General features: G+C 70.9%; 23 protein-coding genes and 1 pseudogene. 15 read left to right on the top strand and 9 right to left on the bottom strand.

Features of this window, described 5'->3' with window-relative positions; genetic code table 11:
* Positions 1 to 27: 27 nt before the first annotated feature.
* The 4 genes from FRZ03_RS02165 (at position 28) to FRZ03_RS02150 (ending at position 3905) form a co-directional block, all read left to right on the top strand.
* The gene (locus tag FRZ03_RS02165) at positions 28 to 1296 is read left to right on the top strand and encodes a beta-ketoacyl-[acyl-carrier-protein] synthase family protein (protein WP_146463428.1); all 1269 of its coding nucleotides are present in this window, start codon (positions 28 to 30) and stop codon (positions 1294 to 1296) included.
* Complete coding sequence (locus tag FRZ03_RS02160) at positions 1293 to 2534, top strand: ketosynthase chain-length factor (protein WP_146463426.1); 1242 nt, start codon at positions 1293 to 1295, stop codon at positions 2532 to 2534. The genes FRZ03_RS02165 and FRZ03_RS02160 overlap by 4 nt, the downstream gene beginning before the upstream one ends.
* 77 nt (positions 2535 to 2611) lie before the next feature.
* Entirely contained in the window at positions 2612 to 2863 is a 252-nt protein-coding gene (locus tag FRZ03_RS02155) for an acyl carrier protein (protein WP_261398466.1), read from the top strand.
* Between the two features lie 181 nt (positions 2864 to 3044).
* A complete protein-coding gene (locus FRZ03_RS02150; RefSeq protein ID WP_261398465.1) occupies positions 3045 to 3905 on the top strand; it encodes an AfsR/SARP family transcriptional regulator in 861 nt (286 codons plus the stop codon).
* A gap of 77 nt (positions 3906 to 3982) precedes the next feature.
* Here the strand turns inward: FRZ03_RS02150 and FRZ03_RS02145 are convergent, their stop codons facing one another.
* From FRZ03_RS02145 to FRZ03_RS02120, 6 genes are all read right to left on the bottom strand, one after another.
* Positions 3983 to 5131 (bottom strand): acyl-CoA dehydrogenase family protein, encoded by a 1149-nt coding sequence (locus FRZ03_RS02145; RefSeq protein WP_146463422.1) that lies wholly within the window; start codon positions 5129 to 5131, stop codon positions 3983 to 3985.
* 17 nt (positions 5132 to 5148) lie between these two features.
* A complete protein-coding gene (locus FRZ03_RS02140; protein WP_146463420.1) occupies positions 5149 to 6312 on the bottom strand; it encodes an LLM class flavin-dependent oxidoreductase in 1164 nt (387 codons plus the stop codon).
* Entirely contained in the window at positions 6305 to 6796 is a 492-nt protein-coding gene (locus FRZ03_RS02135) for a lipocalin-like domain-containing protein (protein WP_146463418.1), read from the bottom strand. Before FRZ03_RS02135 ends, FRZ03_RS02140 begins: the two co-directional genes overlap by 8 nt.
* Complete coding sequence (locus tag FRZ03_RS02130) at positions 6789 to 7550, bottom strand: cyclase family protein (RefSeq protein ID WP_146463416.1); 762 nt, start codon at positions 7548 to 7550, stop codon at positions 6789 to 6791. Before FRZ03_RS02130 ends, FRZ03_RS02135 begins: the two co-directional genes overlap by 8 nt.
* Positions 7547 to 8380: an aromatase/cyclase gene (locus FRZ03_RS02125; RefSeq protein WP_146463413.1), complete on the bottom strand. Its 834-nt coding sequence runs from the start codon at positions 8378 to 8380 to the stop codon at positions 7547 to 7549. Before FRZ03_RS02125 ends, FRZ03_RS02130 begins: the two co-directional genes overlap by 4 nt.
* A 126-nt stretch (positions 8381 to 8506) precedes the next feature.
* A complete protein-coding gene (locus FRZ03_RS02120) occupies positions 8507 to 9292 on the bottom strand; it encodes an SDR family NAD(P)-dependent oxidoreductase (RefSeq protein ID WP_146463411.1) in 786 nt (261 codons plus the stop codon).
* Between the two features lie 242 nt (positions 9293 to 9534).
* On the opposite strand from FRZ03_RS02120, the gene FRZ03_RS02115 reads away from it, so the two are divergent.
* Together FRZ03_RS02115 and FRZ03_RS02110 are read left to right on the top strand one after the other, a co-directional pair.
* Positions 9535 to 9987, top strand: a complete 453-nt coding sequence (locus FRZ03_RS02115; RefSeq protein WP_146463410.1) for a MoaF-related domain-containing protein — start codon at positions 9535 to 9537, stop codon at positions 9985 to 9987.
* 16 nt (positions 9988 to 10003) lie between these two features.
* Positions 10004 to 11569 (top strand): acyl-CoA carboxylase subunit beta, encoded by a 1566-nt coding sequence (locus FRZ03_RS02110; protein ID WP_146463408.1) that lies wholly within the window; start codon positions 10004 to 10006, stop codon positions 11567 to 11569.
* 240 nt (positions 11570 to 11809) lie between these two features.
* Here FRZ03_RS02110 and FRZ03_RS02105 read toward each other — a convergent pair whose 3' ends face one another.
* The gene (locus FRZ03_RS02105) at positions 11810 to 13234 is read right to left on the bottom strand and encodes a cytochrome P450 (protein ID WP_146463407.1); all 1425 of its coding nucleotides are present in this window, start codon (positions 13232 to 13234) and stop codon (positions 11810 to 11812) included.
* A gap of 592 nt (positions 13235 to 13826) precedes the next feature.
* Here FRZ03_RS02105 and FRZ03_RS02100 point away from each other — a divergent pair.
* On the top strand, positions 13827 to 15326 hold the full coding sequence (locus tag FRZ03_RS02100; RefSeq protein ID WP_146463405.1) for a Dyp-type peroxidase: 1500 nt from the start codon (positions 13827 to 13829) through the stop codon (positions 15324 to 15326).
* Positions 15327 to 15347: 21 nt separating this feature from the next.
* Positions 15348 to 15964, top strand: a pseudogene (locus FRZ03_RS02095) (MFS transporter); the annotation flags it as partial.
* A 66-nt stretch (positions 15965 to 16030) separates the two neighbouring features.
* Here FRZ03_RS02095 and FRZ03_RS02090 read toward each other — a convergent pair.
* Positions 16031 to 16807, bottom strand: coding sequence for an IclR family transcriptional regulator (locus tag FRZ03_RS02090; protein ID WP_146463403.1), 777 nt, complete (start codon positions 16805 to 16807; stop codon positions 16031 to 16033).
* 70 nt (positions 16808 to 16877) lie between these two features.
* On the opposite strand from FRZ03_RS02090, the gene FRZ03_RS02085 reads away from it, so the two are divergent.
* The 4 genes from FRZ03_RS02085 to FRZ03_RS02070 are packed head-to-tail and all read left to right on the top strand — an operon-like array spanning position 16878 to position 20781.
* Positions 16878 to 18047, top strand: coding sequence for a cupin domain-containing protein (locus tag FRZ03_RS02085; RefSeq protein ID WP_146463402.1), 1170 nt, complete (start codon positions 16878 to 16880; stop codon positions 18045 to 18047).
* Positions 18048 to 18049: 2 nt separating this feature from the next.
* On the top strand, positions 18050 to 18877 hold the full coding sequence (locus FRZ03_RS02080; protein ID WP_146463400.1) for a fumarylacetoacetate hydrolase family protein: 828 nt from the start codon (positions 18050 to 18052) through the stop codon (positions 18875 to 18877).
* Positions 18874 to 19509 (top strand): maleylpyruvate isomerase family mycothiol-dependent enzyme, encoded by a 636-nt coding sequence (locus FRZ03_RS02075; RefSeq protein WP_146463398.1) that lies wholly within the window; start codon positions 18874 to 18876, stop codon positions 19507 to 19509. The genes FRZ03_RS02080 and FRZ03_RS02075 overlap by 4 nt, the downstream gene beginning before the upstream one ends.
* A 27-nt stretch (positions 19510 to 19536) precedes the next feature.
* A complete protein-coding gene (locus FRZ03_RS02070; protein WP_146463489.1) occupies positions 19537 to 20781 on the top strand; it encodes an FAD-dependent oxidoreductase in 1245 nt (414 codons plus the stop codon).
* A 172-nt stretch (positions 20782 to 20953) separates the two neighbouring features.
* Here FRZ03_RS02070 and FRZ03_RS02065 read toward each other — a convergent pair whose 3' ends face one another.
* Positions 20954 to 21346 (bottom strand): hypothetical protein, encoded by a 393-nt coding sequence (locus FRZ03_RS02065; protein ID WP_146463396.1) that lies wholly within the window; start codon positions 21344 to 21346, stop codon positions 20954 to 20956.
* Positions 21347 to 21627: 281 nt separating this feature from the next.
* Between FRZ03_RS02065 and FRZ03_RS02060 the strand changes: the two genes are divergently transcribed.
* From FRZ03_RS02060 to FRZ03_RS02050, 3 genes are all read left to right on the top strand, one after another.
* Positions 21628 to 22836, top strand: coding sequence for a sensor histidine kinase (locus tag FRZ03_RS02060; RefSeq protein ID WP_146463395.1), 1209 nt, complete (start codon positions 21628 to 21630; stop codon positions 22834 to 22836).
* A complete protein-coding gene (locus FRZ03_RS02055; protein WP_146463393.1) occupies positions 22824 to 23468 on the top strand; it encodes a response regulator in 645 nt (214 codons plus the stop codon). Before FRZ03_RS02060 ends, FRZ03_RS02055 begins: the two co-directional genes overlap by 13 nt.
* 435 nt (positions 23469 to 23903) lie before the next feature.
* On the top strand, positions 23904 to 26906 hold the full coding sequence (locus FRZ03_RS02050; protein ID WP_186785222.1) for an AfsR/SARP family transcriptional regulator: 3003 nt from the start codon (positions 23904 to 23906) through the stop codon (positions 26904 to 26906).
* Positions 26907 to 26977 lie beyond the last annotated feature (71 nt).

Raw genomic sequence — 26977 nt, 5'->3', positions numbered from 1 at the left:
CACCCACACACTTTCTCGGAGGTAGCCCTGTCCAGGCGAGTAGTCATCACAGGAATGGGCGTACGCGCACCCGGCGGCTGCGGGCAGAAGGAGTTCTGGGACCTGCTCAGCTCCGGGCGCACGGCGACCCGCCGCATCTCCTTCTTCGACCCCTCCCCCCACCGCTCGCAGATCGCCGGCGAGTGCGCCTTCGATCCACTGGCGGAGGGCCTGAGCCCCAGGCAGGTCCGGCGGATGGACCGGGCCACGCAATTCGCCGTCGTCTGCGCACGGGAGGCCGTCGACGACAGCGGCGTCGACCTGACGGCGCTCGAACCGCACCGGATCGGGGTGACCCTCGGCAGCGCCGTGGCCGCCGCGACCAGTCTCGAGCAGGAATACGTCGTACTCTCCGACACCGGCCGCAACTGGCTGGTCGACGACTCCTATCTGTCTCCGCACATGTTCGACTACCTCACGCCCGGGGTCATGCCGGCGGAGGTGGCGTGGGCGGTCGGTGCCGAGGGACCGGTCACCCTGGTGTCCGACGGCTGCACCTCCGGCATCGACGCCGTCGGCCACGCTTGCGAGCGCATCGAGGACGGTTCCGTGGACGTCGTGCTGGCCGGCGCGACCGACACGCCGATCACCCCGATCGTCGTCGCCTGCTTCGACGCGATCAAGGCGACGACCCCCCGCAACGACGACCCGGAGCACGCCTCGCGTCCCTTCGACCGGACCCGAAACGGGTTCGTCCTGGCCGAAGGGGCGGCCATGTTCGTCCTGGAGGAGTACGAGCACGCCCGGGCCCGGGGCGCCCGCGTCTACGCGGAGATCACCGGGTACGCCACGCGCTGCAACGCGTACCACATGACCGGACTGAGGTCCGACGGCCGCGAGATGGCCGCCGCCATCGAGGCCGCCCTCCGCGCGTCCCGCACCGATCCCGGCGACGTCGACTACGTCAACGCCCACGGATCGGGGACCAAGCAGAACGACCGGCACGAGACGGCGGCCGTGCGGCGCAGCCTCGGCTCCCGCGCGGACCGTGTGCCGGTCAGTTCCATCAAGTCGATGGTCGGCCATTCGCTCGGCGCGATCGGCTCCCTGGAGATCGCCGCGTGCGCGCTCGCCCTGGACCACGGGCTGATCCCGCCGACGGCCAATCTGCACGAGCCGGACCCCGAATGCGATCTGGACTACGTGCCGCTCGTCGCGCGGGAGCAGCCACTGCGCACCGTGCTGACCATCGGCAGCGGATTCGGCGGGTTCCAGAGCGCGATGGTGCTGCGCCGGCCGGGCGGGGTACGCGCATGAGCGGCGCAACTCCGGTCCTGGTCACCGGCATGGGTGTCGCCGCTCCCACCGGCCTGGACACCGAGACGTTCTGGCGGGCAAGCCTGGCGGGGCAGAACGCGGTCGCCGAGCACGACGGCTTCGACGTCTCGCGCTATCCGTGCCGGCTCGCCGGGCGCATCAGGCAGTTCGACGCGTCGGAGCACTTGCCCGGCAGGCTGCTGCCGCAGACGGACCGGATGACCCGGCTGGCTCTGTTCGCTGCGGAGCGGGCCCTGTCGGACGCCGCGGTCGACACCGGGGCGTTACCCGAGTACGGGATGGGGGTGGTCACCTCCACGGCCTGCGGCGGATTCGAGTTCACCCACCGCGAGTTCGCCAAGCTGTGGGCGAAAGGCCCGCACCACGTCAGCGTCTACGAGTCCTTCGCCTGGTTCTACGCCGTCAACACCGGTCAGATCTCCATCCGGCACGGCATGCGCGGCCCTTGCGCGGCCCTGGTCGCCGAACAGGCCGGCGGACTGGACGCGATCGGGCAGGCGCTGCGCAGCGCCCGCCGGGGCACGGCTCTGGTCACGACCGGCGGGGTGGACTCGGCCTTGGACCCGTGGGGCTGGGTGTCCCAGGTCTCGGGCGGCAGGGTGAGCACGTCCACCGAGCCGGAGGAGGCGTATCTGCCCTTCGACGAGCGGGCGCACGGATACGTGCCGGGCGAGGGCGGTGCGATCCTCGTTCTGGAGCGCGCCGACGCGGCGCTGGAGCGCGGAGTGTCGCGCGTCCACGGCGTGGTGTCCGGGCACGCGTCCACCTTCGATCCGCCGCGGGGCTCCGGCCGGCCTCGCGGGCTGCGCCGGGCGATCGAGGCCGCGCTGTCGGACGCGGAGGTGGGGGCGCAAGAGATCGGCGTGGTGTTCGCGGACGCGGTCGGTGTGCCGCAGCTCGACCAGGAGGAGGCCGAGGCGCTCCGCGGTGTGTTCGGACCCGAAGGCGTCCCTGTGACCGCGCCGAAGGTGCTCACGGGCCGACTGTCGGCCGGCGGTCCGCCGGTGGACGTGGTGAGTGCGCTGCTGACCATCCGGGACGGGCTGATACCGGCCACCGCGCACACCGCCCGGGTGCCTGCGGAATACGGAATCGACGTGGTGCGCGAGAACCGGGCGGTGCCGGTACGCCATGCGCTGGTGCTCGCCCGCGGCCGGCACGGCTTCAACTCCGCGCTGGTGGTGTCCGCAGGAGACGTCCGCGGCCGGCACGGCTGAGTTGTGAGGAACGCAGGTGGCCCCGGGGCGGGTGGCCGTGCCCGGGACGAGTGAAGGAGTTGCCTTTCATGGACCGTATGACCACTGAGGATCTGCGTCAGGTACTGCGCGAGACCGCCGGTGAGGACGGCATCGCGGTGGTGAGCGAGGAGACGCTGGACACGTCGTTCACCGACCTGGGATACGACTCGCTGGCGATCATGGAGACGGCCACACAGCTCACCCGGCGCTTCGGCAGCCGGTTGGACGAGGACGAGCTGATGGAGCGGCGGACGCCGCGAGAGCTGCTGAACGCCATCAACCACGCGCTCGCGCAGGCGGGTTCCTGACACCCGGCACGGACCCGACGGCTCGTCGGGGGTGTGGCCGAAAAACGAGTGCCTGCTCCTTTCCGGAGTGGGCACTCGCTCTGTCTGCCGCCGAAGACTTGAAAATGACACCAAATACGGGCAAACAACCGTAAATTCCTTGCCCGTCCATGGATGTCGCACGCGGACGTACCTAGGCTCGATGTTCTGCACGACGCCGGAGTACGAGGAACGAGACGAAGAGGTTCTTCGCGTGATCCAGGCTCGCATACTTGGTCCGTTCGACGTTCGCATGCACGACCGCCCGGTGCTTCCCGCCGCGCGCAAACCCAAGCAGGTGCTGGCCGTCTTGCTGCTCAATGCCAACAGAGTCGTGTCCACCGCCACGCTGATGAAGGAACTGTGGGGAGAGGACAAGCCGAAAACCGCCACCGCCGCGCTGCAGACCTACATCCTGCAGGTGCGCAAACTCATCCAGAAGGCCCTCGTGGCGCACGGCGCGTCACCGAAGGGCGCAAAACAGATCCTGACGACCAAGGAGAACGGCTACGGCCTCATGACCGACTCCGCGGACATCGACCTGGAGCGGTTCACGGCTCTTGTGGCGCAGGGACGTTCGGCGTTCACCGCGGAGGACTGGGACACCGCCGCGCGGCGGCTGCGCGCCGCGCTCGGCCAGTGGACGGGCGAACCACTGCTGGATGTCGCGGCCGGCCCGGTGCTCGAGGTGGAGATACGCCGCCTGGAGGAGGCTCGGCTCACCGCGCTGGAACTGCGCATCGAGATGGACATGCGGCTGGGCCGGCACCACGCCCTGCTCAGCGAACTCACGGCGCTGTCCGAGACGCACACGCTCAACGAGCACTTACACGCACAGTTCATGCTGGCCCTGCACCGCGCGGGGCGCCGTTCGCAGGCGCTGGAAGTCTTCCAGCGCCTGCGCCGTTCCTTCATCGATGAGCTGGGGCTGGAGCCCTCTCCCGAGCTGTACCGCCTGCACCAGCTGATCCTCACCGCGGACCCGGAGCTTCACTACGTGCCTCCGGGGCTTCACCACGTCTGACCGGCGCGCGCCGGAGCATGCGCGACGGGGCCCCACCACCGCGTCCGGTGTTCACGCCCCGCCCCGCTCGCCGCCGTCTACTCCACCGGCTCGCCGTTCTCCCAGACCCGTTCGGCCAGTTGGCGGCTGCTCCACTGAAAACGAAGCACATTGTGCTGGGTGGCTGCGTGCACGTCCCGCCACACGCGCTGCAACGGGTTGGACCGTGTCTGTGCGGCGGTGCCCCCGGCGCGGAACAGGTCGTCCACCGTACGGAGAACGAGTTCGGCCGCCATGGCCGCCCCTCGGGCGTTGCGCAGCGCCCCGGCCTGGTTCGGCGCCGGCCGGGCATCCGCCGTACGGCAGCAGTCCTGCAGGACCGACCGGGCCGCTTCCAGCCCCGCGGCCGCGCGTACCAGCGTGGCCTGCGCGCTCTCGCTGCTCCAGATGGGCCCGCCGGGCGTGTTCTTGCGGCGCATGAGCTGTGTCCACGCGTCGAGCGCCGCGTAACCGGCCCCGAGTACCGGCGCGGCGAACAGCGGCGGCATCGCCGCGAGCAGCGGAACGTCGTACCCGTCGCCCTCGGCGCACGGTCCGGTACCGGTGAGCAGCCGGCGCTGCGGGAAGGTCCGGTGGGCAGGCACAAGGGCGTCCCGTACGACGACGGTGTTGCTGCCCGTCCCGCGCATCCCCGTGGTGTGCCAGGTGTCCCGGATCGAGTAGTCCTGGCGGGGAAGAGCGCAGAAATGCGGTTCGGGCGCGCTGTCCGGACCGGGCAGCGGTGTGCACAGCAGAGCCCACTCGGCGTGGTCGACGGCGCTGACGAAGTCCCAGGTACCACTGAGCCGCCAGCCGCCGTCGGCCGGTACGGCCGTTCCGGCCGGCGCCAGTGCTGTCGCGAGCGGTGTATCCGGTCCCTCACGCCACAGCTCGTGCCGTGCCGGCTCGGGCAGGTACGCGCCGATCCGGCCCGAGGAGGCGACGATGAGTCCGCACCAGCCGGCCGAGGCGCAGCCTCGTCCCACGTCGATCAGGGCGGGCAGCAGGGCCCCGAACGAGCCACCGGCACCGCCGTGTCGGCGAGGTACGAAGTGCCGTGCGAACCCGGCCCGGCACAGGGCGTGCGCCACCTCTTGCGACAGCTTGCGCCGCTCGTCGGCCTGCGGCGCGCGTTCGGCGGCCAGGGCCGCGACCCGCCGTATCTCCTGCTCGGCCGGCCCGGCCACGGGCAGGTGGTGGCCGAGCATCGTCCCGCTTCCCCCGCTCACCGGTCCCGGCCGCCCATCGCGGCCCGCATGGCGGCCTCCGCGTCCCCCATGAACGTGGGCCGGTTCTCAGCCACCCATTCCAGGCTGGCGCGCGGCGCGGCCAGCGCGCCGCGTACGCCCGGCGCGACGTACCGTGCGAACAGGTCATAGGAGCGGCGGGTCGGTCCGGGGGGCGCCCAGTCGTGCGTCATCAGCAGATAGCAGCCGAAGCCGCCGGATTGCCGCGACAGCCGTTCGAGCTGGGTGATCGCGTCGTCCGGAGTGCCGATGACTCCGTATCCGGAGGCATTGATCGCCTCCGCCATCTCGGCGGGGTGGGTGGCGCCGGGCGCCAGGGGCAGCGTCGCCACCTTTTCGAAGTACTCAAGCCAGTCCGGCAGTCCGTACGCGACCTCGGCGACCGCCTGCTCGCGGCTGTCTGCCAGATGCATCGGGCCGGCGATGCGCCACGTCGACCGGTCGACCCGGGCGCCGTACTCGGATGCGCGCTTTTCCACGATGGACCAGTGGCCGGCGAGCGCGTCGAATCCGGCCGCCTGCGTGCCTGCCGTGGACAGCAGGCCGCAGCCGAACCGTCCGGCGACACGTGGCCCCGAGGGCGAGGCCATGGCGGCCACGGCGACCTCGAAGTGCGGCCGGGTGTAGGGGCTCAGCTGCAATCGGGCGTCTTGCAGCCGGAACCAGTCGGTCTTGCGGGTCACGGGTTCCTCGGCACGCAGGAGGGCCATCACCGCCTCGAGCGACTCGGCCATCATGTCCCGTTGCCGTGCGACCTCGATGCCCATCATGTGGGCGTCCGATGGCAGGGCCCCCGGCCCGACACCGAGCATGGCCCGTCCCCGGGTGAGGTGGTCGAGGAGCACCATGCGCTCGGCAAGCATCAGCGGGTGGTGGTACGGCAGGGACACCACCCCCGTGCCGAACCGCAGGTGCCGGGTCCGGGCGGCGGCGGAGGCGATGAACACCTCCGGAGAGCCGATGGTCTCCCAGCCGCCCGAGTGGTGCTCCCCGATCCACGCCTCGTCGAAGCCGAGTGCGTCCAGGTGCTCCATCAGGGACAGATCTTGTTCCAGGGTCAGTGTCGGGTTCTGCCCGCAGCGGTGGAAGGGGGCGAGGAAGACACCGAACCGGAACGGCCCGGGCGGGATGTGTTCAGTCATCTGCCGAAAGCCTTTCGTGGTGACGGGACCGGTCGGTGAAGCTCACCGACGCCGCTGCCTGGACCGGTCGTACGCGCTGCCAGGTCAGGACGCGGCGTTGGGGCACCGGCGGCCCGGTGTCCGTGCCGTGCAGTGTCAGGCGGTCTCCGGCGAGCTGCAGGTCGCGCACCTGCCGGGTGTCCGCCCAGCCGGCCCGGGGCGTGACGGCGACGGTGTGCACGACCTGGTGACCGGTGAGCTGCCAGGTGCCGGCGTAGCCCATGAACCGGGTGCCGTCGCGCGGAGCGTCCGGCGCACGGCTCATGCTGACCGAAACGTGACCGTCGGCGGTGTAGATGAGCAGACCGCGCGGTGCCGGCCCGAGCGGGCCCTCGCGGCGTTCCCCGGCGGGACCGAGATCGTGGAAGGAGACCAGCCGCCACACCCCGACCAGATCGGCGGGTGCCGGAGTGGCTCCGGCCGACTCCGTGGCGGGCTCATTCATCGCGCGGCTCCTGTTGGACGGCCACCACGCGCGACCAGCCGGCTCCGGCGCCCGTCACCGGCACGGGGAAACAGGCGACGGTGAATCCCGTGGCCGCGGGCAGGGCGTCCAGCCCGGCCAGCTTCTCCAGCTGGAGATAGGCGCGGGTACGGCCGTAGACATGGGCGGGCCACAGACAGGAAGGGTCCCGGGTCCGGCGGTAGTCGTCGATCATGGCGTGCATCGGGCGGTCCAGACCCCAGGCGTCGATGCCGATGACCCGCACGCCGCGCTCGCACAGATACGCGGTGCCCTCCCCGCTCAGCCCGGGGTACCGCGTGAGGTACTCGGCGGTGCCCCACAGGGCGGCGGCGCCGGTCCACAGCAGCACGATGTCGCCCGGTACGAGGTCGTGGCCGATGCCGTCCAGGGCGGCGGTCAGATGCCCGGGCGTGATGGCGTCACCTGGCGGCACGTGCCGCAGGTCGAGGCGGACTCCGGGCCCGTAGCACCAGTCCAGCGGAACCTGGTCGACGCTTTTGGCCGGCCGGCCACCGGTGTGGGGGCCGTAGTGGAGCGGGGCGTCCACGTGGGTGCCGGTGTGCGTGGTGAGGGTGACCGTCTCGTTGGAGATCGCCATGCCGCCGGGGAAGTCGTCCGGGGCGAGTCCCAGGACAGCCGCGCCCGTGCGGTGGTCGAGGAGGTCCACCTTGACCGGCGTGGCCTCGCTCGGGGAGTCCTCCAGGGGCACGCTGAGGTCGAACAACCGGGTCATGCGGCCTGCTCCGCCTGCCGGTACAGGCGCTCGGCCTCGCGTTTGACCGCGTCAAGGTCGGCCACACTGTTGCGCTCCACGGCGGCCTCGATGTGCGCCCGTGCCTCGGCGTAGGTGAAGCGCCCGGCGACCTTTCCGTCGACCGGGTCGCTCGGCTTGAAGTCATGGGTGAGCACGAGCTGGGTGGTGGACTCGTCCAGGGGCAGTGCCCTCCACTCGCCGCCCATGTGCCCCATCATCGGGGCGTGTTCGAGCTGGCGGTACGCGATCACCCGGCGGCCGGGATCCATGTCCCGCCGGGACACCCAGGACTGGACCGTGCCGTTCACGTCGACGACGAGCCGGGCTATCTGGTGGCGCGGGGACTCCTCCAGGACGGTCACCTCCTGGGTGGGTGGGAAGATGCGCGCGTAGCCCTCCACGTCGACCAGGACGTCCCAGACGGTCTCGGCGGGAGCGGACACGGTCACGGTGTGTTCGGTGTGTTGCATGCGAGATCCTGCCTCAGGAAGCCGGGTGAGCAGTTCCGCGTGATTGGCGTACGCGGCCTCGTAGGGGACATCGGCACGCCAGCGGGCGATGAACTGGTGGACGTGGGGCAGTTGCGAGAACTTCTCCAGACTCTGCTGGTCCGCGCAGGAGAACTGCACGATGTCGGTGGCCGTCATGCCCCGGGCGCTCTCGTCCACCGGGAGCCAGTGGTGCGTGGCATGGCCGAAGTCGTCGACCAGCCCGGACTCCAGCGCCAATTCCCGCAGCTCGGTGAAGAACTGTTCCTTCTGACCGGCCGGCACGGAATCCGAGAAGCGATAGATCAGTGTGTGGATCACGTTCCTCCCTGCCTTTCCGGCGCCCTTTCCAGACCATCAGAGGGCGCTCGTCAGCGAAACTAGGACGACTTTCTCAAGAGCCTCTATAGGGTCGAGAAAGCATGGCGTGGGTCGCGGGGGTTCTCCCTAGTAGACGTGTGGCGCGAGCCCACCGTCGACGTCCAGCGCGACCCCGTTGACATAGCTCGCGAGTTCGGACACCAGGAAGAGGACGACGTTCGCAACCTCCTGCGGCCTGCCGAACCGGCCCAGAGGGATGTCGCGCGAGCGTGCCGCGACCAGTTCGCCCGTACTGTCCGCGCCGCCCGCCCGGGCCCGCGCGGCCCGCTCCCACAGCGAGGTGCGGATGCGGCCGGGCATGACCGAGTTGACCAGGACCCCATCGGCCGCGTACTCGCGAGCCAGCGCCTTCGCGGTTACGGCGAGTGCGGCCTTGCTCGCCGCGTAGGGCACCTGGGCCGCAGTGGGATATTTGGCGAGCGTGCTCCCGGTCATCACGATGCGTCCCCACTGCTGCGCCCGCATATCTGGCAGGAAAGCCCTGGTCAGGGCGACTGCCGCGAGGAGGTTGAGACGGAAGAGAGCCTCCCAGTCGTCCGGGCCCGCCTGTTCGAACGGCTGCAGTGGGGCGATGCCCACGTTGTTGACGAGGATGTCGCAGCCACCGAGCGTGGCCCGGCAGCCGGCCTCGACGCAGGCGACGGCACCGGCGTCGGAGAGGTCGGCGCAGATCGGGTGGACTTCGGCACCGGTCGAGCGCAGCTCCTCCGTGAGTTCAGCCAGTTCCCGCTCGTCGTGGGCGCACAGAGCCACCCTCGCACCGTGCCGGGCGAGGGCGCGAACGACGGCCGCGCCGATGCCGGCGCCGGCACCGGTCACCAGGGCCCGCCGCCCGGTTACCTCGATGTCCATATTCTCGACCTCCGTTTTTCCCCACGCCAGGCCTGCTGATTCCCTTTGTGAGACTGACACAGGTGCGCGTTCCGGTTAAGCGGTCCGGCGGCCGTACATCCCGGTATTTCAGCAGCCATTGAGTGATGTGTTAGCGGCCCTCGGCATGCTCGTCGCCACCCCACCAGTGAACAGTGACACGAGAGAACACCGCACAGAAAACTGCCGCACGGCAGAACTTCCGGTGAGGACGGGAGAAACACATGAGGAATCGCGTCGGGGCGGCGATGGCCGCCTGCGCTGTAGCGCTGCCCGGGGCGGCACCGGCCTATGCCGCCCCGAGTGGTCACGAACACTCGATCCACGGGAGTCGGCCGACGGCCCTCACGCCCGTCGGGCACACCTTCGTCGTCACGGTGGACAGCGGTCTGGTGGCTCGCCAGGAGTTCTCCGCCGACGCCAAGAAGGTGACCATCACGGTGCTCGACCCGGGCCGCACCTCCGTGCCAGTGGGCTTCACGGAGGCCGTGCCGGTCTACATCGGGCGGGTCGCCCACGGCGTCTATCAGGTCAGCTGGATCGAGGACGACGGGGTGGAACTGTCCAACGTGCAGAACCTGCGCAACGGCACGGAGAGGGTGTTCTACACCTACACGGGCACCGACGGGAAGCGGCACGGCTCCGAGCACTCCGGCGCCCTGCGCGGGATTTCCTGAGGGGGAGGGGACGCCGATGACTGCCACCGGCAGCACCACGGCCGACCGACTGGCGGAGCTGGCCGAACTGCGGGCCAGGGTTCTGGCCGGCCCCAGCCCCCAGTCCACCGAGGCACAACACGCCAAAGGGAAACTCACCGCGCGTGAGCGGATCGGCCTGCTGCTCGACGAGGGCTCCTTCCACGAGGTCGAGCCGTTCCGCAGGCATACCGCCACCGGCTTCGGCCTGGAGAGCAAACGGCCGTACACGGACGGAGTGATCACGGGCTGGGGCAGCGTGCACGGCAGGACCGTGTTCCTGTACGCCCACGATTTCCGGGTGTTCGGCGGTGCCCTCGGGGAGGCCCACGCCACCAAGATCCACAAGATCATGGACATGGCTCTGGCGGCGGGAGCGCCGCTGATCTCGCTCAACGACGGGGCCGGGGCGCGCATTCAGGAGGGTGTACGGGCCTTGGCCGGCTACGGCGGGATCTTCCGGCGCCATACCCGGGCCTCGGGCACCATCCCGCAGATAAGCGTGATGCTGGGACCGTGCGCCGGCGGAGCCGCCTACAGTCCGGCCCTGACGGACTTCGTCTTCATGGTGCGGGGCATCTCGCAGATATTCGTCACCGGGCCCGACGTGGTGCAGGCCGTGACGGGCGAAAAGATCACCCATGACGGCCTGGGCGGGGCCGCCGTGCACGCCGGTGTATCGGGTGTGGCCCACTTCGTCCACGACGACGAGGAGACCTGCTTGGAGGAGGTGCGCTATCTGCTGTCCCTCCTGCCGCAGAACAACCGGGAACAACCGCCCGTGGTGTCCTGCGGCGATCCGGCGGATCGCCGCTGCGAGGAGGCCGCACGCCTGGTGCCGGCGGACGGCAACCGCTGCTACGACGTACGGGAGGTGATCGAGACGATCGTGGACGACGGCGAACTCATGGAGATTCACGAGCAGTGGGCGACCAACATCGTGGTGGCCCTCGCCCGGATGGACGGGCGGACCGTGGGAGTCGTGGCCAACCAGCCGAGCAGCATGGCGGGTGTCCTCGACATCCACGCGTCCGAGAAGGCGGCGCGCTTCGTCGCGATGTGTGACGCCTTCAGCATCCCCCTCGTCACCCTCCTCGACGTGCCCGGCTTCCTGCCCGGCGTGGACCAGGAACACGGAGGGATCATCCGGCACGGCGCCAAACTGCTGTACGCCTACTGCAACGCCACGGTGCCACGGGTGTCGGTCGTGCTCCGCAAGGCCTACGGAGGCGCGTACATCGTCATGGACTCTCCTTCCATCGGTGCGGACGCCGCTTTCGCCTGGCCCTCCAACGAGATCGCGGTGATGGGAGCCGAGGGCGCCGCCAACGTCATCTTCCGCAGGGAGATCGCGGCGGCCGACCATCCAGAGGAGACGCGGCAGCGGCTGGTCAAGCAGTACCAGGCCGATCTGATGCACCCGTATTACGCCGCCGAGCACGGCCTGGTGGACGACGTCATCGACCCCGCCGACACACGCCATGTGGTCATCGCCGCCCTGACCGCCCTGCGCACCAAGCACGCCGACCTCCCCCCGCGCAAGCACGGCAACCCGCCCCAGTGAACGAAGGCAGCCACGTCCCGCGGCGGGAGCACGAGCTTGTGTTGAGCGGCGGCTTGGTACTCCAGTCAGATTTCGTGTCCTGAGCTGGTTCTTTCCGGTAGTGGCGGCGTCGGGCTGTGGCTTGGTGGCGTCTGCGCCGGTGGGACCGGTTCAGGAGGTGAAGGCGCCTGTCCTGGTGGGGCGGGGGGTGCGGCAGGAGAGTGTCCAGCAGGCGCAGCGACGGTGGGTCGGGATCGAAGATCAGGTCGGTGAGCCGTGAGCGACACCCTCCGCGGGTTCCTCTCCGGGGCCGCGGCCGGACCGCCCGGAGCGCGGTACGTCCTGGGCCGCCGTGCCGGTAGTGGTGCTCGGATCGGCCGTGGCTGCGGCACGGGGAGTGAGGCGGGCATGCAGACCTGCCGGGGCACGCAGCACTGCGTGTACGGGTGCCCGCCGGTCGGGAGCGATCAGCTCGATGTCGTAGTCGCGGGCCAGCCGGGCGGCGCTGAGGGTGAGTTGCAGCAGGCCCAGTCGTGTTCCCAGACAGACCCGAGGGCCACCGCCGAAGGGCAGGTAGGCGCAGCGGTGGCTGTACGGGCGTTCGTTTTCCAGCCAGCGTCGGGGGTCCAACTGCTCGGGTTCACGCCACCAGCGGGGATCGTGATGGAGTTGGTGCGGGCTGAACAGCACCCGTTCGCCGGGCCGCACGGCCCATTGCGCCAGCTGTGTCGGTTCTGCGGCCACCCGCCCGAGCAGCCACACGGGTGGGTGTACGCGAAGGATTTCCTGGACCGCAGCGTGGGTGAAGGGCAGTCGGTGGACGAGCCCGGTGGCGACGGCGTCCTCGAGGGCATCGGCTTCGGCGCGCACCTCGGCGCGGAGCTCGGCATTGCTACCGAGTTCCCGGATGATCCAGGCCAGTGCGGTCCCCGGGATACCGCGGGCGGCCGCCAGAATCGTCTTGAGCATCCGCGCGCCGTGTTTGACGTCCAGTGGCGGACCGTTGCGCGGGTCGACCATGACGTCCAGCAGGTCCCTTGGCTCCTGGGCAGGTTGCTGCGCCGCCCGGTTTTGCAGTTGGGCCCCGAGCAGGTCGAGGCAGGCTCGCTCCACTGTGGCGAGCCGTCGGCGCCGTGGGGTGAAGACGGTGGGCAGCCGGCGGGTCCACCGTTGGGCACCGGCCATGTCGACCAGGGCCAGGCGGTTGAACGCCGCTGTGAGTTCGGCAGCGGCTTGCGCGCCCTCGTGAAGACAGAACTCGGCGCTGGCCCGGCAACTGATCTCCTGTGCGGTTTCCAGCACGGAGAACTCCCGGGCGGCCAGCGCACCGAAGCACTCCTGCAGTGCCTGGTCAAGGCGTTGGGCATGCGCAGCGAGTAGTGCCTGCCCCAGGCCACGGCCGATGCGGTGTCGGCCTTGCATCCACGAGGCGGTGTCGTGCACCGCGGTGTCACGGTCTTGATCCGGCTTGGCCGCCAGAATGTAGGTGCTGTTGGTTTCCGCCAGCACCTGCTGGATCAGCTCCGGGTCACTGACCACGATGGTGTGCTGTCCGAACCGGAACACGTCGCCGTACCGCCGTCGGCACGCTTCGAGGAACCCGTCGCGGTCACGTTCGTAGTCCCAGGTGTTTCCCACCAGGAATCGTCCGCTGGGTCCCGGAATCTCCTCGCCGAACGCACTCATGCATGCCTTCCCCACTCGCACGTCGGCCTGGCCGAAAGTGTCCAGGCCGACGTGTGGTATTCCCGGAGTATCAGTAGTAGTACCAATACGAACCGGGCATTTCTGATGGCGAGCCGCCAGTGATACGGCGCATCGCAGTCCACAGATACCTGATCACGTGAAGCACCTCCTTCGGGCAAGAGATCGCAATCGCTCCGATTGTGGAGAGTGGAGGCTGATGGCGATTACTCGTCGGATCGCGTACGCTGTGCCCGTCCAGCGGGCCGACCAGCGAGTCCCCGAATCGGGCCGGTTGAGAGAACCGCTCGAAAATCGGAAACGCGCTTCCAGGATACCCGGACGGCCGATGCCCGCCACACGGGTGATGCGCATCTCAACGTGCGCCGGGCTTGGAGATCGATCAACATGAAATGCGGTGAGCAGGGATCAGGAATGTCCCGCTCGCACCGCACTGCCGGCTCCGCCCCCATGAGCAGCTGCGGCCTCTCATCGGTTCGCATGGCGCCCGCCGATCCCGTCACGCCGGGCACAGCCCTGCACTTTTCCGGAAAACGAGACACTGATACCAACTGCCGGAAAGAGATGACCTGCTATGGCCACGGTGACACCGCGCGCATCCAGTGCGACTTCTGACGTCTCCCAGCAGATCAAGAGCTTCCGTGCCGCGGTACCCCCGCTGCGCACCTCGACCAACATTCAGGGAAATATCCTTGCCGCCTTCAACAAGGATATCCAGCTCTTCCGGCTCCTCCGGTTCACCGACGTCGACCTCGCGCGCTACTGGCTGTCCGGCATGGCTGAGACCGTGTCACGGTCCAAGGACGTCGAGGACTTCAACGAACGCTTCTCGGCGCAGCGCAAGGCAAATCAAGGCTCCGATCCCGAGCAGCTCAAAGCGCTCTGGGTCAGCCTGTCTCTGACCAGTGCCGGACTGCAGTACGTGGCAGTCGACTGGGACGGGCTCAAGAACAGCCTCCAGAGCTACGGAGATCTCAAGCTCTTCCTGGACGGCGCAGCCGGCTTCGCGAACGACCTCGGGGACAAGGGCGACAGTGACCCCAAGTACTGGAAGTTCGGCAACACCGATGATGACAAGATCGTGCACGCCATCGTGGTGATTGCCGCCGACGACCGCGACGACCTCTCCACCGCACGCGAGGAACACGTCAAGCTGGAAGCCGAGTACGGCATCAAAGTCGTCTTGGAACAGCCGTGCGATGCACGGTTGGCCGGGCGGGAACACTTCGGATTCAAGGACGGTGTCTCACAACCGGGCGTTTGGGGGTTCCACAGTCCGGACCCGAAACGGCCCGACGAGCGCCTGGGCAAACCTGGAACCAAGCTCGTCAAAGCCGGCGAGTTCGTCTTCGGCTACGTAACCGAAGACGGCCGCGCCCGCCCGGCCCCGACCTGGATGAACGACGGCTCACTGCACGTGATCCGGCGGCTCGAGCAAGACGTCAACGCATGGAACCAGCAACTGCGCAGGAATGCCTCGCAGATGAAAATGGACCCGGACCTGCTCGGAGCCCTTCTCGTCGGCCGGTTCAAGGACGGAACGCCATTGGCGGAATGCCATGACGGGGACAACGACTTCGACTTCGGCGACGACCCGAAGGGACTGACCACCCCGTGCGTCGCGCACATCAGGAAAACGTATCCACGCGCCCACCGGGACAAGAACATCGACAGCGCACAGAACGCGGGACACACACGGCACCGCATCATGCGCCGCGGCGTCTCCTACGGCCCGCCGTACAGACTGGACCCGGACGAGGAACGCGGCATGATGTTCACCTGTTACTGCACCTCTCTCAGAGGCCAGTTCGGCGTGCAGCAGGGTAGGTGGTCCAACAGCAGCAATTTCCGTGCCGGAATCGACGGCAGCCCCACCGGCATCGACGCGGTATCGGGCACGGACAACGGCAACTCGCCGTTCAAGGTGAACATCGAGGTCTCCCGTAACGGCACTCTCTACAAGGGCGAACTCAACTTGAAAACCTGCGTCACCACCACCGGATCACTGTTCGCCTTCACCCCCTCGATCAACACCCTGCGCCAGCTCGGCCGCGCCGAACCGCTGCCCCGATAATGACGAAGACGCGTAGAGCGGGGCTGGACCTCCGGAGGGGGACCGTGGGCTCCTTCGCCGCCGGACCGCTCCTGCTCGCGCTCTTCGGCTGGTACGAGACCCGTGTGCGGCACCCGCTGCTCCCCATGCGGCTGTTCCGCGGCCCGGCGCTCACCGTCGGCACCGTCGGCACCGCGATCAACTTCTTCGTGCTGCTCGGACTGGGCGTGGGCATGGTCATGTCGGCGTGCTCGGACGCGATCGTCGGCAACGCGCCCGTCCGGGACGGCGGTGTGGCGAGCGGCCTGCAGTCCACCGCCCTCCAGATCGGCGGCGCCCTCGGCACGTCCGTCCTGGTCTCGCTGATCAGCGGCCGGGTGGGCGCGACCCTCGTCGGTGAGCTGACCGGCGCCGGGGTCCCGGCCGCCGCGGCACACGGTATGCGGGAGGCCGAGGACGCCGTGGCCATGGGCGTCGGGCCGGTCACCGGCCACATGTCCGCGCCGCTGCGGGCCGCCGTCGCCGAGGGCAGCGGCAACGCCTTCATGAACGGGGTGCGCACCGCCGTCCTGGTCACCGCCGTGCTGTGCGCCGTGGGCGCCCTCCTCGCCGCGGTGGGTCCGCGGCGCGGCCCGGGCCGGGGCGCCGACGAGGGCTGACAGCCGTGGGGTGAGTCCGCCCCCGGGCGCCCAGGCCGCCGCCCGGGGGGCGGGACGGCCGGCCGTTCAGTCCTGTTCCGCCAGGTCCCGCTCCAGTGCGTGGGCCGCCGCCTCCAGTGCGTTGACCAGGTGCTGGAGGCGGTGCGGGTCGTAGCGCACGCTGGGCATGGAGACGGAGAGGCCGGCGCGTGCGGTGCCGTCCTCGTCGCGCACCGGCACGCCGACGGCGACGAGGCCGCGTTCGGACCGTTCCCTGTTGACGGCGAAGCCGTTGCGGCGCATGCGCCGCAGGTCCGTCCGCACACGCGCGAGGTCGGGGCGGTCGGCCGGCCGGTCGCGGTAGCGCTCGGGCGCGTAGACCTCCTCCAACTCCTCGTCGGTCAGGTCGGCGAGCAGGAGCAGTCCCGCCGTGGTGCGGTGGGCCGGGAACACCATGCCCTCCCGGGAGCCGACCCGCAGCGCCTGCCGGCATTCGACGCTGGCGATGAACCGGACCGTGTCCCCGGTGCGCACGATCAGGTTCGCCGTCTCGTCGAGGAGATCGACGACCCGGTGCAGATGGGGCAGGGCCGCCGCGCGCAGCCGGGACACGAGGGACTGCGAGTGCGCGGCCAGTTCCAGCACCGGGCCCGCGCGGTAGACGCGGTTCTCGCCCTGTACGGCGAAATCCCGGTAGACGAGCATCGCCAGGATGCGGTGGGCCGTCGACCTGGCGACGCCCAGGCGCTCGGCGAGCTGCGCCACGGTGGCGCCGCCCTCCATCTGGAGGATGGTCGCCGCCCGCAGCGCGTGGTCCACGCTGGCGATGGGGTAGGGCGGGGGTGTCTTCAGCGGCTTGTCCATGATGTTTCCCCTGATTCTGCTGTACAGAATCTACATGTCCTTATGGTGGACGCGGCGCACTCTGAGGTCTGTGACTGAGTCCTCCATCACCCAAGACATCGCCGCGGGCTCCCCGGTCCGGCTCCAGGCCGTCGCCGCGGAGGGGAAGCCCCAGGTCACCCCGGCACTCGAAGAGCTGTACCGGGGCTTCGAGCAGGAACTGCTCGTCCCGCTGTGGACCGAGATCGGCGACCTCATGCCGGCCCGTCCGCGCTCGCGCGCCGTACCGCACCTGTGGCGCTGGGAGCGGCTGCGCGAGCTGGCGGCCAAGGCCGGCGACCTGGTCCCGGTCGGCCGCGGCGGTGAGCGCCGGGCCATCGCGCTGGCCAACCCCTCCCTCGGCGGCAGGCCCTTCGCCACGCCGACGCTGTGGGCGGCCATCCAGTACCTCATGCCCGGTGAGGACGCCCCCGAGCACCGGCACACCCAGCACGCCTTCCGGTTCGTCGTCGAGGGCTCGGGCGTGTGGACGGTCGTCGGCGGCGACCCCGTGCCCATGAACCGGGGCGACTTCCTGCCGCAGGCCGGCTGGAACTGGCACGCCCACCACAACGCCACCAGCGAGCCGATGGCCTGGATCGACGGCCTGGACATCCCGTTCCAGTACGTCACCGAGGCGCAGTTCTTCGAGTTCGGCCGCGACGAGATCGGCGACGCCGAGCGGATCACGCCCGAGCGGTCGCGCTCCGAGCGCCTGTGGGGCCACCCGGGCCTGCGCCCGCTGTCCGCCGCCCCCGCCACGCCGGGCAGCCCGCTGCTCTCGTACAAGTGGGAGTACACCGGCGCCGCCCTGCGCGACCAGCTCCTGCTGGAGAAGGAGGGCTTCGGCGGCACCGTCGAGCCCGGCCACGCCGCGGTGCGCTACACCAACCCGCACGACGGCTCCGACGTCCTGCCGACCCTCCGCGCCGAGTTCCACCGCGTCGCCCGCGGCGCCGAGACCGCGCCGGTGCGCGAGACCGGCTCCTCGGTCTACCAGGTCTTCGACGGCTCCGGCGTGGTGACCGTCGGCGACCGGTCCTGGAGCGTCAGCCGCGGCGATCTGTTCGTCGTCCCGTCCTGGGAGCCGTTCTCCGCCCGCTCCGAGGCCGGCGCGACCGACTCCGACGAGGGCGCCCTCGACCTGTTCCGCTTCTCCGACGCGCCCGTCTTCGAGGCGCTCCACCTCAACCGCACCGACCGCACCACGAAGGACGCCTGACCATGAAGCTCGCCACCCTCCGCACCGCCGACGGCACCCGGGCGGTCCGCCTCGACGGAGCGGTCCTCGTCGACCTCGGGTACGCCGACCTGGGCGAGCTGTTCGCCGAGGACGACTGGCAGCAGAAGGCCGCCGCCGCCTCGGGCGCCACCTACCCGGCCCCGGGCGCCGACTTCGCGCCGGTCGTCCCGAACCCGTCCAAGGTCGTCTGCGTCGGCCACAACTACACCAACCACATCAAGGAGATGGGCCGGGACCTGCCGAACCACCCGACCCTCTTCCCGAAGTTCGCCGACACCCTGCTCGGCGCGCACGACGACATCGTCAAGCCGGCCGAGACCGACGCGCTCGACTGGGAGGTCGAACTCGCCGTCGTCATCGGCAAGCAGGTGCGCCGCGCCGACGAGCGGCAGGCCGCCGACGCCATCGCCGGCTTCACCGTCATGAACGACATCTCGGTGCGCGACTGGCAGTTCCGCACCATCGAGTGGACCCAGGGCAAGATCTGGGAGGCGTCCACCCCGGTTGGCCCCTACGTGGTCACCCCCGACGAGGTCGGCGGCGTCCGCCCCGCGCTCCAGGTCAGCACGGTCGTCGACGGCCAGGTCATGCAGCGGGACGACACCGGCACGCTGCTGTTCGACCCGGTGTTCCTGGTGCAGTACATCTCCACCGTCATCACCCTGCGTCCCGGCGACATCATCGCCACCGGCACCCCGGCCGGCGTCGGCAACGCCCGCGACCCCAAGGTCTTCCTGCGGCCCGGCCAGACCGTGGTCACCGAGATCGCCGGCCTGGGCGCCTGCACCAACCGCGTGGTCGCGTCGTGACGGACACCGCACGCACCTTCGCCGACGCGCGCGCGTGGGCCCGCACCGGCACCGAGCTGCTGCTCGACGCCGTCGCGGGCCTCGACGAGGCCGCGTTCGGGGCGCCCAGCCTGCTGCCGGGGTGGACCCGGGGGCAGCTCGTGGCGCACGTCGCCGCCAACGCGGACGCGCTGGGCAACCTGGTGCACTGGGCGGCCACCGGGGAGAGGACGCCGATGTACGCCTCACCCGAGGAGCGCGCCGCCGGCATCGCCAAGGGCACGGCCATGCCGGCCGGTGAACTGCGCTCCTGGCTCACCGACTCCGCCCGCAGGCTCGCCGACGGGCTGGACCGGCTCACCGAGGAGCAGTGGCGGCACGAGGTCGTCACCGCCCAGGGCCGTACCGTCCCGGCCACCGAACTGCCCTGGATGCGCGCCCGCGAGGTGTGCGTCCACGCCGTCGACCTCGGCACCGGCGTCGTCGCCTTCGCCGACCTCCCCAAGGGCTTCCTGACCGCGCTGGTCGCGGAGATCCGTACCCGGCGCGACCTGACCGCGCTGCCCGAAGGGCCCCTGCCGGAGGTCGCCGCCTGGCTGGCAGGCCGCCCCCACTCGCTCGCCGACGCTCCCCCGCTCGGCCCGTGGCTGTAGAGGAGTCACGTCATGTCCCATCCTGAAGTGATCGTCGTCGGCGGCGGGATCGGCGGCCTCGGCGCCGCGTACTCCCTGACCCGCCAGGGCCTCGGTGTGCGCCTGCTGGAACGCGCCCCCGCTTTCGGGGAGGTCGGCGCCGGCATCCAGCTCGCCCCCAACTGCACCCGCATCCTCGACGACTACGGCCTGCTGGACGAGGCCAAGAGCCTCGGCGTCGTCCCGGACTCCATGGTGATGCGCGACGCCGTCGACGGCAGCGAGCTGACCCGGCTCGACCTGCGCGACCTGGAGAAGCGCTACGGCTACCCGTACCTGGTCATCCACCGCAGCGACCTGCACGGCCTGCTGCTGCGCGCCTGCGAACGCGCCGGCGTGGAACTGATCACCGACGCGGCGGTGACCTCGTACGAGAACACCGACGGCGGCGCCCGGGTGACCCTCGCCTCCGGCGAGAGCCACGAGGCCGGCGTCGTGATCGCGGCCGACGGCCTGCACTCCGTCGCCCGCAAGCTGCTCGTCGACGACCAGCCCGTCTCGTCCGCGTACGTCGCCTACCGCGGCACCGTCCCCGCCGAGCTGGAGCGCGTGCGGTCCGTGGACCTCGGCGAGGTCGTGGTGTACGTCGGCCCCTCCTGCCACTTCGTCCACTACGGTCTGCGCGGTGGTGAACTCCTCAACCAGGTAGCGGTGTTCGAGTCGCCCAAGGCACTGGCCGGCCGGGAGGACTGGGGCACGCCGGACGAGCTCGACGCCGCCTTCGCCAAGACCTGCGGCTTCGTGCGGGACGGCCTGCCGTTCATGTGGCGGGACAAGTGGTGGCGGATGTTCGACCGCGAGCCGGTCATGAACTGGGTGCACGGCCGGATCGCGCTGCTCGGCGACTCCGCCCACCCGCCGCTCCAGTACATCGCGCAGGGCGCCATCATGGCCGTCGAGGACGGCTGGGTGCTGGGCGAGCACGTCGCCCGCCATCGCGCCGAGGACGGGAAGACCGACTGGGACGCCGCCCTCGCGGCCTACGAGGCCGTCCGCCCGGAGCACTGCCGCCGGGTGGTGACCACCTCCCGCGCCTGGGGCGAGCTGTGGCACCTCGACGGCGTCGCCCGCGAACAGCGCAACGTGCTGCTGCGCGCCCGCGACACCTACGACTACTCGTTCGTGGACTGGCTGTACGGCCCGACCGCGCTCACGCCGGACGAGGAGCCGCCCATGTTCACCCCGATCCCGCTGTCCGCGGCGGACACCGGGGACCGGCTCACGGCCGCGTAGGACAGCGCGCCCCGAGCGACGCCGTCCCGGTGACGTCGCGCCGACGTCGCGAAGACCGCGCGGGGGCATTCCACCGCGCCCACCCCGGCCGGTGCAATGTCTGACGGGGGATCCAGGTCAGTCGGCCGGGGTGGGCGCTCCGAGAATAAACCGGGTCTGGTGGCTAAAGGCATCACCTCCTCTTCCGGAAGCCGCGGACCGCCATGAGCGCGCAGCAGGCCGCCAGCGGCAGCTCCGCGGTCACGGCCGTGCCCAGCGCCAGCGCGAGTTCGCCGCCGTGACGTGCCGTCATGACGTCGAACCAGGCGTCGGTGACCAGCAGCGGCGCGGTGGCCGCGGCGGCCAGCACGCCCCGGGGGTCGCGGCGCGCCGTCAACAGGCCGGTGCCGATGAGCGCACCGGCCTCCAACAGGTCCAGACCGACCCAGACCGCGGACAACTTCGTCGGCAGCAGGCCCGACGCCAGCAGGCACAGCCACGGAAGGAGCGCCGCTCCGCAGGCGACCAGGCCGTAGCCCAGCGTGCGATGCCTGGCGAAGGGCTGGTGGAATACGGGGGCTTCCACCGGGGCGCTCCTCGAAGGGGTCCGGGGAGCGCCGCCGTCCGCCGAGTACCGGGCGTGCGGGGCACATCCCGGTACCTCCACGCCGGAGCGGGGATCGAGGACAGTCATGGTCGGGCACTCCTTGTGCGGCCATCGGGTCGATCTGACAAGGACGAGCATGGCAGCGGGGCCCGGTCCGGATCAGTACAAGGGCGCACCGTCTTGGGGGTGAGGCCAGCTACACCCCAACCCGGAAACCTGTGACATGGCTCCGGTATCGGCCGGGGACCTACCGTGTCCGCATGCGTGTCACCACCGCCTCTCCCTCCTGGCTGCGTCCCCTCAAGGGGGCCGGTCCGGCCACCGCTTGCCTGGCGCTCGGCGCCGTGGCGCAGGTGGCCACGCTGCTGCTGCTCGTCTTCGCGGGCGGCCCCGTCGGGGTGGTGGCCGCCACCCCCGTGCTCACCCCGATCCAGCGGGCCCGGCTGCACGCCTGTCTGGACCTGGAGATCCCGCCGCCCCCGAAGACCGGCGGCGACACCTACAAGGAACGGGTGCTGCACTGGCTCCAGGCCGGGTCCTCCTGGCGCCAGGTCGGGTACCACCTGATCGCCGCCCCGCTGATCGCCCTGGCCGGCCTGCTGGCACTCGCGCTGTGGGCGGCCTCCGCGGCCGCCGTGACCGTCCTGCTGTGGCGGCTGGGCGTGGGACCGCAGAGCTGGTTCCCGCTGACCGGCGGGATCGGCCGGCAGGTGCTCCTGACCGTCGTCGGCGTGGTGGGCCTCTACCTGGCCGCGACCCTGTCCAAGGCCCTGGTGCGGCTGGACACGCGGGCCGCGAGCGCCTGCCTCGGCCCCAGCCGCGCCGACCAGCTGGCCCGCCGGGTCGCGGAGGTCAGCGAGAGCCGGGCCGGTGTGGTGGACGCGGCCGACGCCGAGCGCCGGCGCATCGAGCGGGACCTGCACGACGGCGCCCAGCAGCGGCTGGTCTCCATGGCGGTCAACCTCGGTGTCGCCAAGGCGACCCTGCCCGATCTGCCGGAGCACGCCCGCAAGGTGATCGACGAGGCGCACCGCGAGGCCAAGGAGGCGATCGAGGAGCTGAACAACCTGGTGCGCGGCCTGCATCCGGCCGTGCTCGACGACCGGGGCCTGGACGCGGCGCTGTCGGGCATCGCGGAACGGGCGCCGCTGCCCGTGCGGGTCAAGGTCGACCTGCCGCAGCGGCAGTCCCCGGCGGTCGAGGCGGTCGCGTACTTCGTGGTGTCCGAGGCCCTGGCCAACGTGGTCAAGCACGCCCACGCCGCGCAGGCGGAGGTCTCGGTGGAGCGCATCGGCGACACGATCCTGATCTGTGTCTCCGACGACGGCGTGGGCGGTGCCGACCTCGCGGCCGGCTCGGGACTCGCGGGACTCGCCAAACGCGTCGCGTCGATCGACGGTACCCTCTCGGTGAACAGCCCTGTCGGAGGGCCGACGTTGGTGAGTGTGGAGCTTCCTTGCGCGCGGTGATTGCCGAGGATTCCGTTCTGTTGCGGATCGGACTGGTCAAGGTCCTGGAGATCGCGGGCTTCGAGGTCGTCGCCGAAGCCGCGGACGCCGAGGGCCTGTTGACCGCGGTCGAACAGCACGAACCCGACCTCGTCCTCTCCGACGTGCGCATGCCGCCCGGCTTCACCGACGAGGGCGTCCGCGCCTCCCTGCTGATCCGTCAGCGCTGGCCCGACATGGCGATCCTGCTCCTGTCCCAGTACGTCGAGGAGCGGTACGCCGCCGACCTGCTCTCCGGGAACATCTCCGGCGTCGGCTATCTGCTCAAGCAACGCGTGGCGGACGTCGACGAGTTCGTCGAGGTGCTGCGCCGGGTCGCGGCCGGCGGTACGGCGCTCGACCCCCAGGTGGTCTCCCAGCTGCTGGTGAGGCGGCACAGCGATCCGCTGGACCGCCTCACCGCCCGTGAGCGGGAGGTGCTCGAACTCATGGCGCAGGGCCGCTCCAACGCCGGCATCGCGGAACGGCTCGTGGTGAGCGAGAGCGCGGTGGGCAAGCACATCAACAGCATCCTGTCCAAGCTCGACCTGCCCAGGGCGGACGCCGACCACCGCCGGGTGCTCGCGGTGCTGCGCTTCCTCGGCGTGAGCTGACCACCGCACCCCCGCCCGCCGCGAGTCTGCGCCGCCGGCGCACCCGTGCGCGCCGCGGCCCCGTCCTCCCCGCAGGCGCTCCTTCGCATACGCTGCCGTGCTCGTTCGCATACGGCGGCCGTGCTCGTTCCCCGGCCGCGCGCCGGGCACTCCGCGGCCGCGGTGCCGGGCACTCCGCTCCGACTCGCCGTCAACTCCTGTGCCCCGGCGGGGCTTGGGCGCATGCTGGTGTACGGAAGGGTGGAAGGGCGGACCGGCCGCCCGCACCGGGGCACCTCGTATGCCGGGTGCCGCTCGTCTGCCGCGGCCCATGGCGTCCGGAGCAGAGGTAAGGCCACGGTGGGGGCCGGGCGTCCGGCCATTGGGTTACCGATGGGTAATGATCACAATGATGTTTCGAGCAAGTTTGATTCGGTAGCACGGGGGAGCGGTCGAATGCAGTCGTTGACGTTCCGGGTCCTGGGCCCATTGGCGGTGCACGCGGGCGAGGGAACCGCGGTCCATGTCGGAGGCCGCAGACAGCGAACCGTCCTGGCCGCGCTGCTGGTGGCCAGGAACCGCGTCGTCTCGGTGGACTCCCTCATCGACGCGGTCTGGCCCAGAGGCGCCCCCGCCACGGCCCGCAACCAGATCGCCATATGCGTCGCGGGACTGCGCAAGGTCTTCAGCGAGCAGGCCGGCTGCACCGACCTGATCTCCACCGCGCACCCGGGCTACCTCCTCAACAGCCACGGCCACTACATCGACGCCCCCGACTTCGAGGAACGCGTACGGCAGGCCCGGGACCAGGCCCGCGCGGGACAGATCGGGACGGCCTGCGACCTGATCAACGACGCGCTCGCGCTCTGGCGCGGCCCCGCCTTCGACGGACTGGACGGGGAGCGGCTGACGGAGGAGGCGGAGCGGCTGGCCTCGGTGCGCATCGGCGCCTACGAGGACTACGCCGAACTCCAGTTGAAGCTGGGGCGGCACCGCACGCTCATACCCGAGCTGACCGCGCACGTGCGTGAGCACCCGCTGCGCGAGCAGGCGCGGGCCCATCTGGTGCTGGCCCACTACCGGGCCGGCCGCCGGGCCGACGCGCTGGCCGTCTTCCGCGAGGGCCGCGACCTGATGGTGCGGGAGCTGGGCATCGAACCGGGCCCCGCGCTCCAGGCCCTGCACAACCTCGTCCTCCAGGACTCCCCGACGCTGACCCTGCCGGCGGCCAACCCGGCGCCCGCCCCGCAGACCGGCACCCCCACCCAACTCCCGGTCCAGCCAGCCTCGTTCACCGGCCGCACCGATGTGCTGCGCCGGCTCGACGGGATGCTGGACGAGCGGCTCGGGCACAGCCCGCTCACCGTGGGCGTGATCAGCGGGGTGAGCGGCGTGGGAAAGACCGCGCTCGCCGTGCACTGGGCCAACCAGGTCGTCGGACACTTCCCCGACGGGCAGTTCTACGTCGATCTGCGCGGCTACCACGAGGAGGAACCGGTCACCGCCAGCGCCGTCCTGGACCAGTTCCTGCGCGGGCTCGGCGTGCAGACGGCGCAGATCCCGGCCGACACGGGTGAACGGGCGGCGCTCTACCGCAGCCTGCTGGGCGGCCGCCGGGTACTGATCATCCTGGACAACGCCCGGGACGCCGAGCAGGTCCGCCCGCTGCTGCCCGGCAACGGCCGCTGCTGCGTGCTGATCACCAGCCGGCACCCCATGACCGACCTGCTGGGCGACTACGCCGTGATCCAGGTACCGCTCCAGGTGATGCCGCTGGAGGAGGCGGTGTCCCTGCTCGCGGAGATCGCCGGCCCGGAACGGATCGCGGCCCACCCGGACGAGACCGCGGACCTCGCGGGCCTGTGCGACCGGCTGCCGCTGGCGCTGCGCATCGCCGGGGCGCGGCTCGCCGCCAAAGGGTACTGGTCCGTGCCCGACCTGGTGCGGCGGCTGCGCGACCAGCGGCGCCGGCTCGACGAACTCAGCCTCGGCGACCACGGCGTACGGGCCGGCTTCCGGCTCAGCTACCGCGAACTGTCCCCGGGCGCCCGCAGGCTCTACCGGCTCGTCGGCCTGCTGGCGATGCCCACCTTCGCCGGCTGGGTGGCCGGTGCGCTGCTGGGCTCCGACGGCGACCGGGCCGAGATCCTCATGGAGGAGCTGCTCGACGCCCAGTTGCTGGAGGTCACCTCCATCGACGCCTCGCTGGGCGTGCGCTACCGGTGCCCCGACCTGCTGCGGGTGTTCGCCTGGGAGCGGGCCTGCGCCGAGGAGAGCGAGGAGGCGCGGGCGGCGGCCCTGAAACGGGTCTACGCGGCCTATCTGCACCTCGCGGACGCGGCTCACCAGCGTGAGTACGGGGGCAACCGCCCCTTCGAGTACGAGGTTCCGCTGCACCGGCCGCTGTCGAACGAGCTGGTGGAGCACCTGGTGAAGGACCCCCTGGCCTGGTTCGAGTCCGAGCGCACCGCGCTGGTCGGCGTCGTCGCCCAGGCGGCGGCCGACGCCGAGGCGACCGCCGCCTGGGGGCTGACCGTCAACGCCACCACCCTCTTCGAGGAGCGCAACTACCTGGACGACTGGCGCTCCTGCGCCCTCGCCTCCCTCGCCGCCGCGGAACGTGCCGACGACCTGCTCGGGAAGGCGACCATGCTGCGGTCGATGGGCATGCTCGCGATCTACCAGCGCGAGTACAAGGAGGCCGCGTCCTGGCTGGACCGTTCGCTCCCGCTGTTCGAGTCCCTGGACGCGCCCCTCGGGCTGGCCCTGGTGCTGCGCAACCTGGCGCTGTGCCGTCGGTTCTCCGGCGACCTCGCCGAGGCCGGGCGGCTGACCCGGCGCTCCCTGGAGGGGTTCCGCACGGCCGGGGACCTCGCCGGTGAGTCCCACGCCCTGGGCCTGCTCGCCCAGATCGAACTGGAGAGCGGAAACGTTGCGGCGGGGGCGGCGCTGTCCACCGAGGCCATCGCCAAGAGCCGGGAGGCGGGCTCCCACCGGGGCGAGGCGCAGAACTCGTACCGTCTCGCCGAGGCGCTGATGCTCCAGGGCGACCACCTCGCCGCCGAGCGGATCTGCTTCGAGGCGCTGGCGCTCATCGACTCGGGCAACGACCGGCTCGGCGCAGGCCATGTGCTGCGCGGCATCGGCGAGGCCCGCTGGCGCCGCGGCGCGCCCTACGAGTCCCTGCTCGTGCTGCGGCAGGCGCTGGAGGCCGCCGAGGCAGTCGACGACCGGTATCTGTGGGCCCGCGCCCAGACGGACCTCGCCTGCGCCCGGCTGCTGCTGGGCGAGGACGCGGTCGAGCCGCTGGACGCCGCGCGCGGGGCGTTCGCCGAACTCGGCGCCCGCAGGTGGCAGGAGCGCGTCGACCGGCTGCTCCGGCTGGCGCGGCGGCTGCGGTCCGCACCGGCCGGCTCCCCGCCGACGCCGGGCGAACTGGCGGCCACGGCGGACGGCTGAGCGGGCCGCACGCGCGCCGGTACGAGGGCCGGTCCCATGCGCAGCGCCATGGGACCGGCCCTCGGCCACCC

Source organism: Streptomyces misionensis (assembly GCF_007896895.1).
Taxonomy (GTDB): Bacteria; Actinomycetota; Actinomycetes; order Streptomycetales; family Streptomycetaceae; genus Streptomyces; species Streptomyces misionensis_A.
Note: the sequence above shows the minus strand (reverse complement) of the source record. Positions and strands in the feature narration are given on the sequence as shown.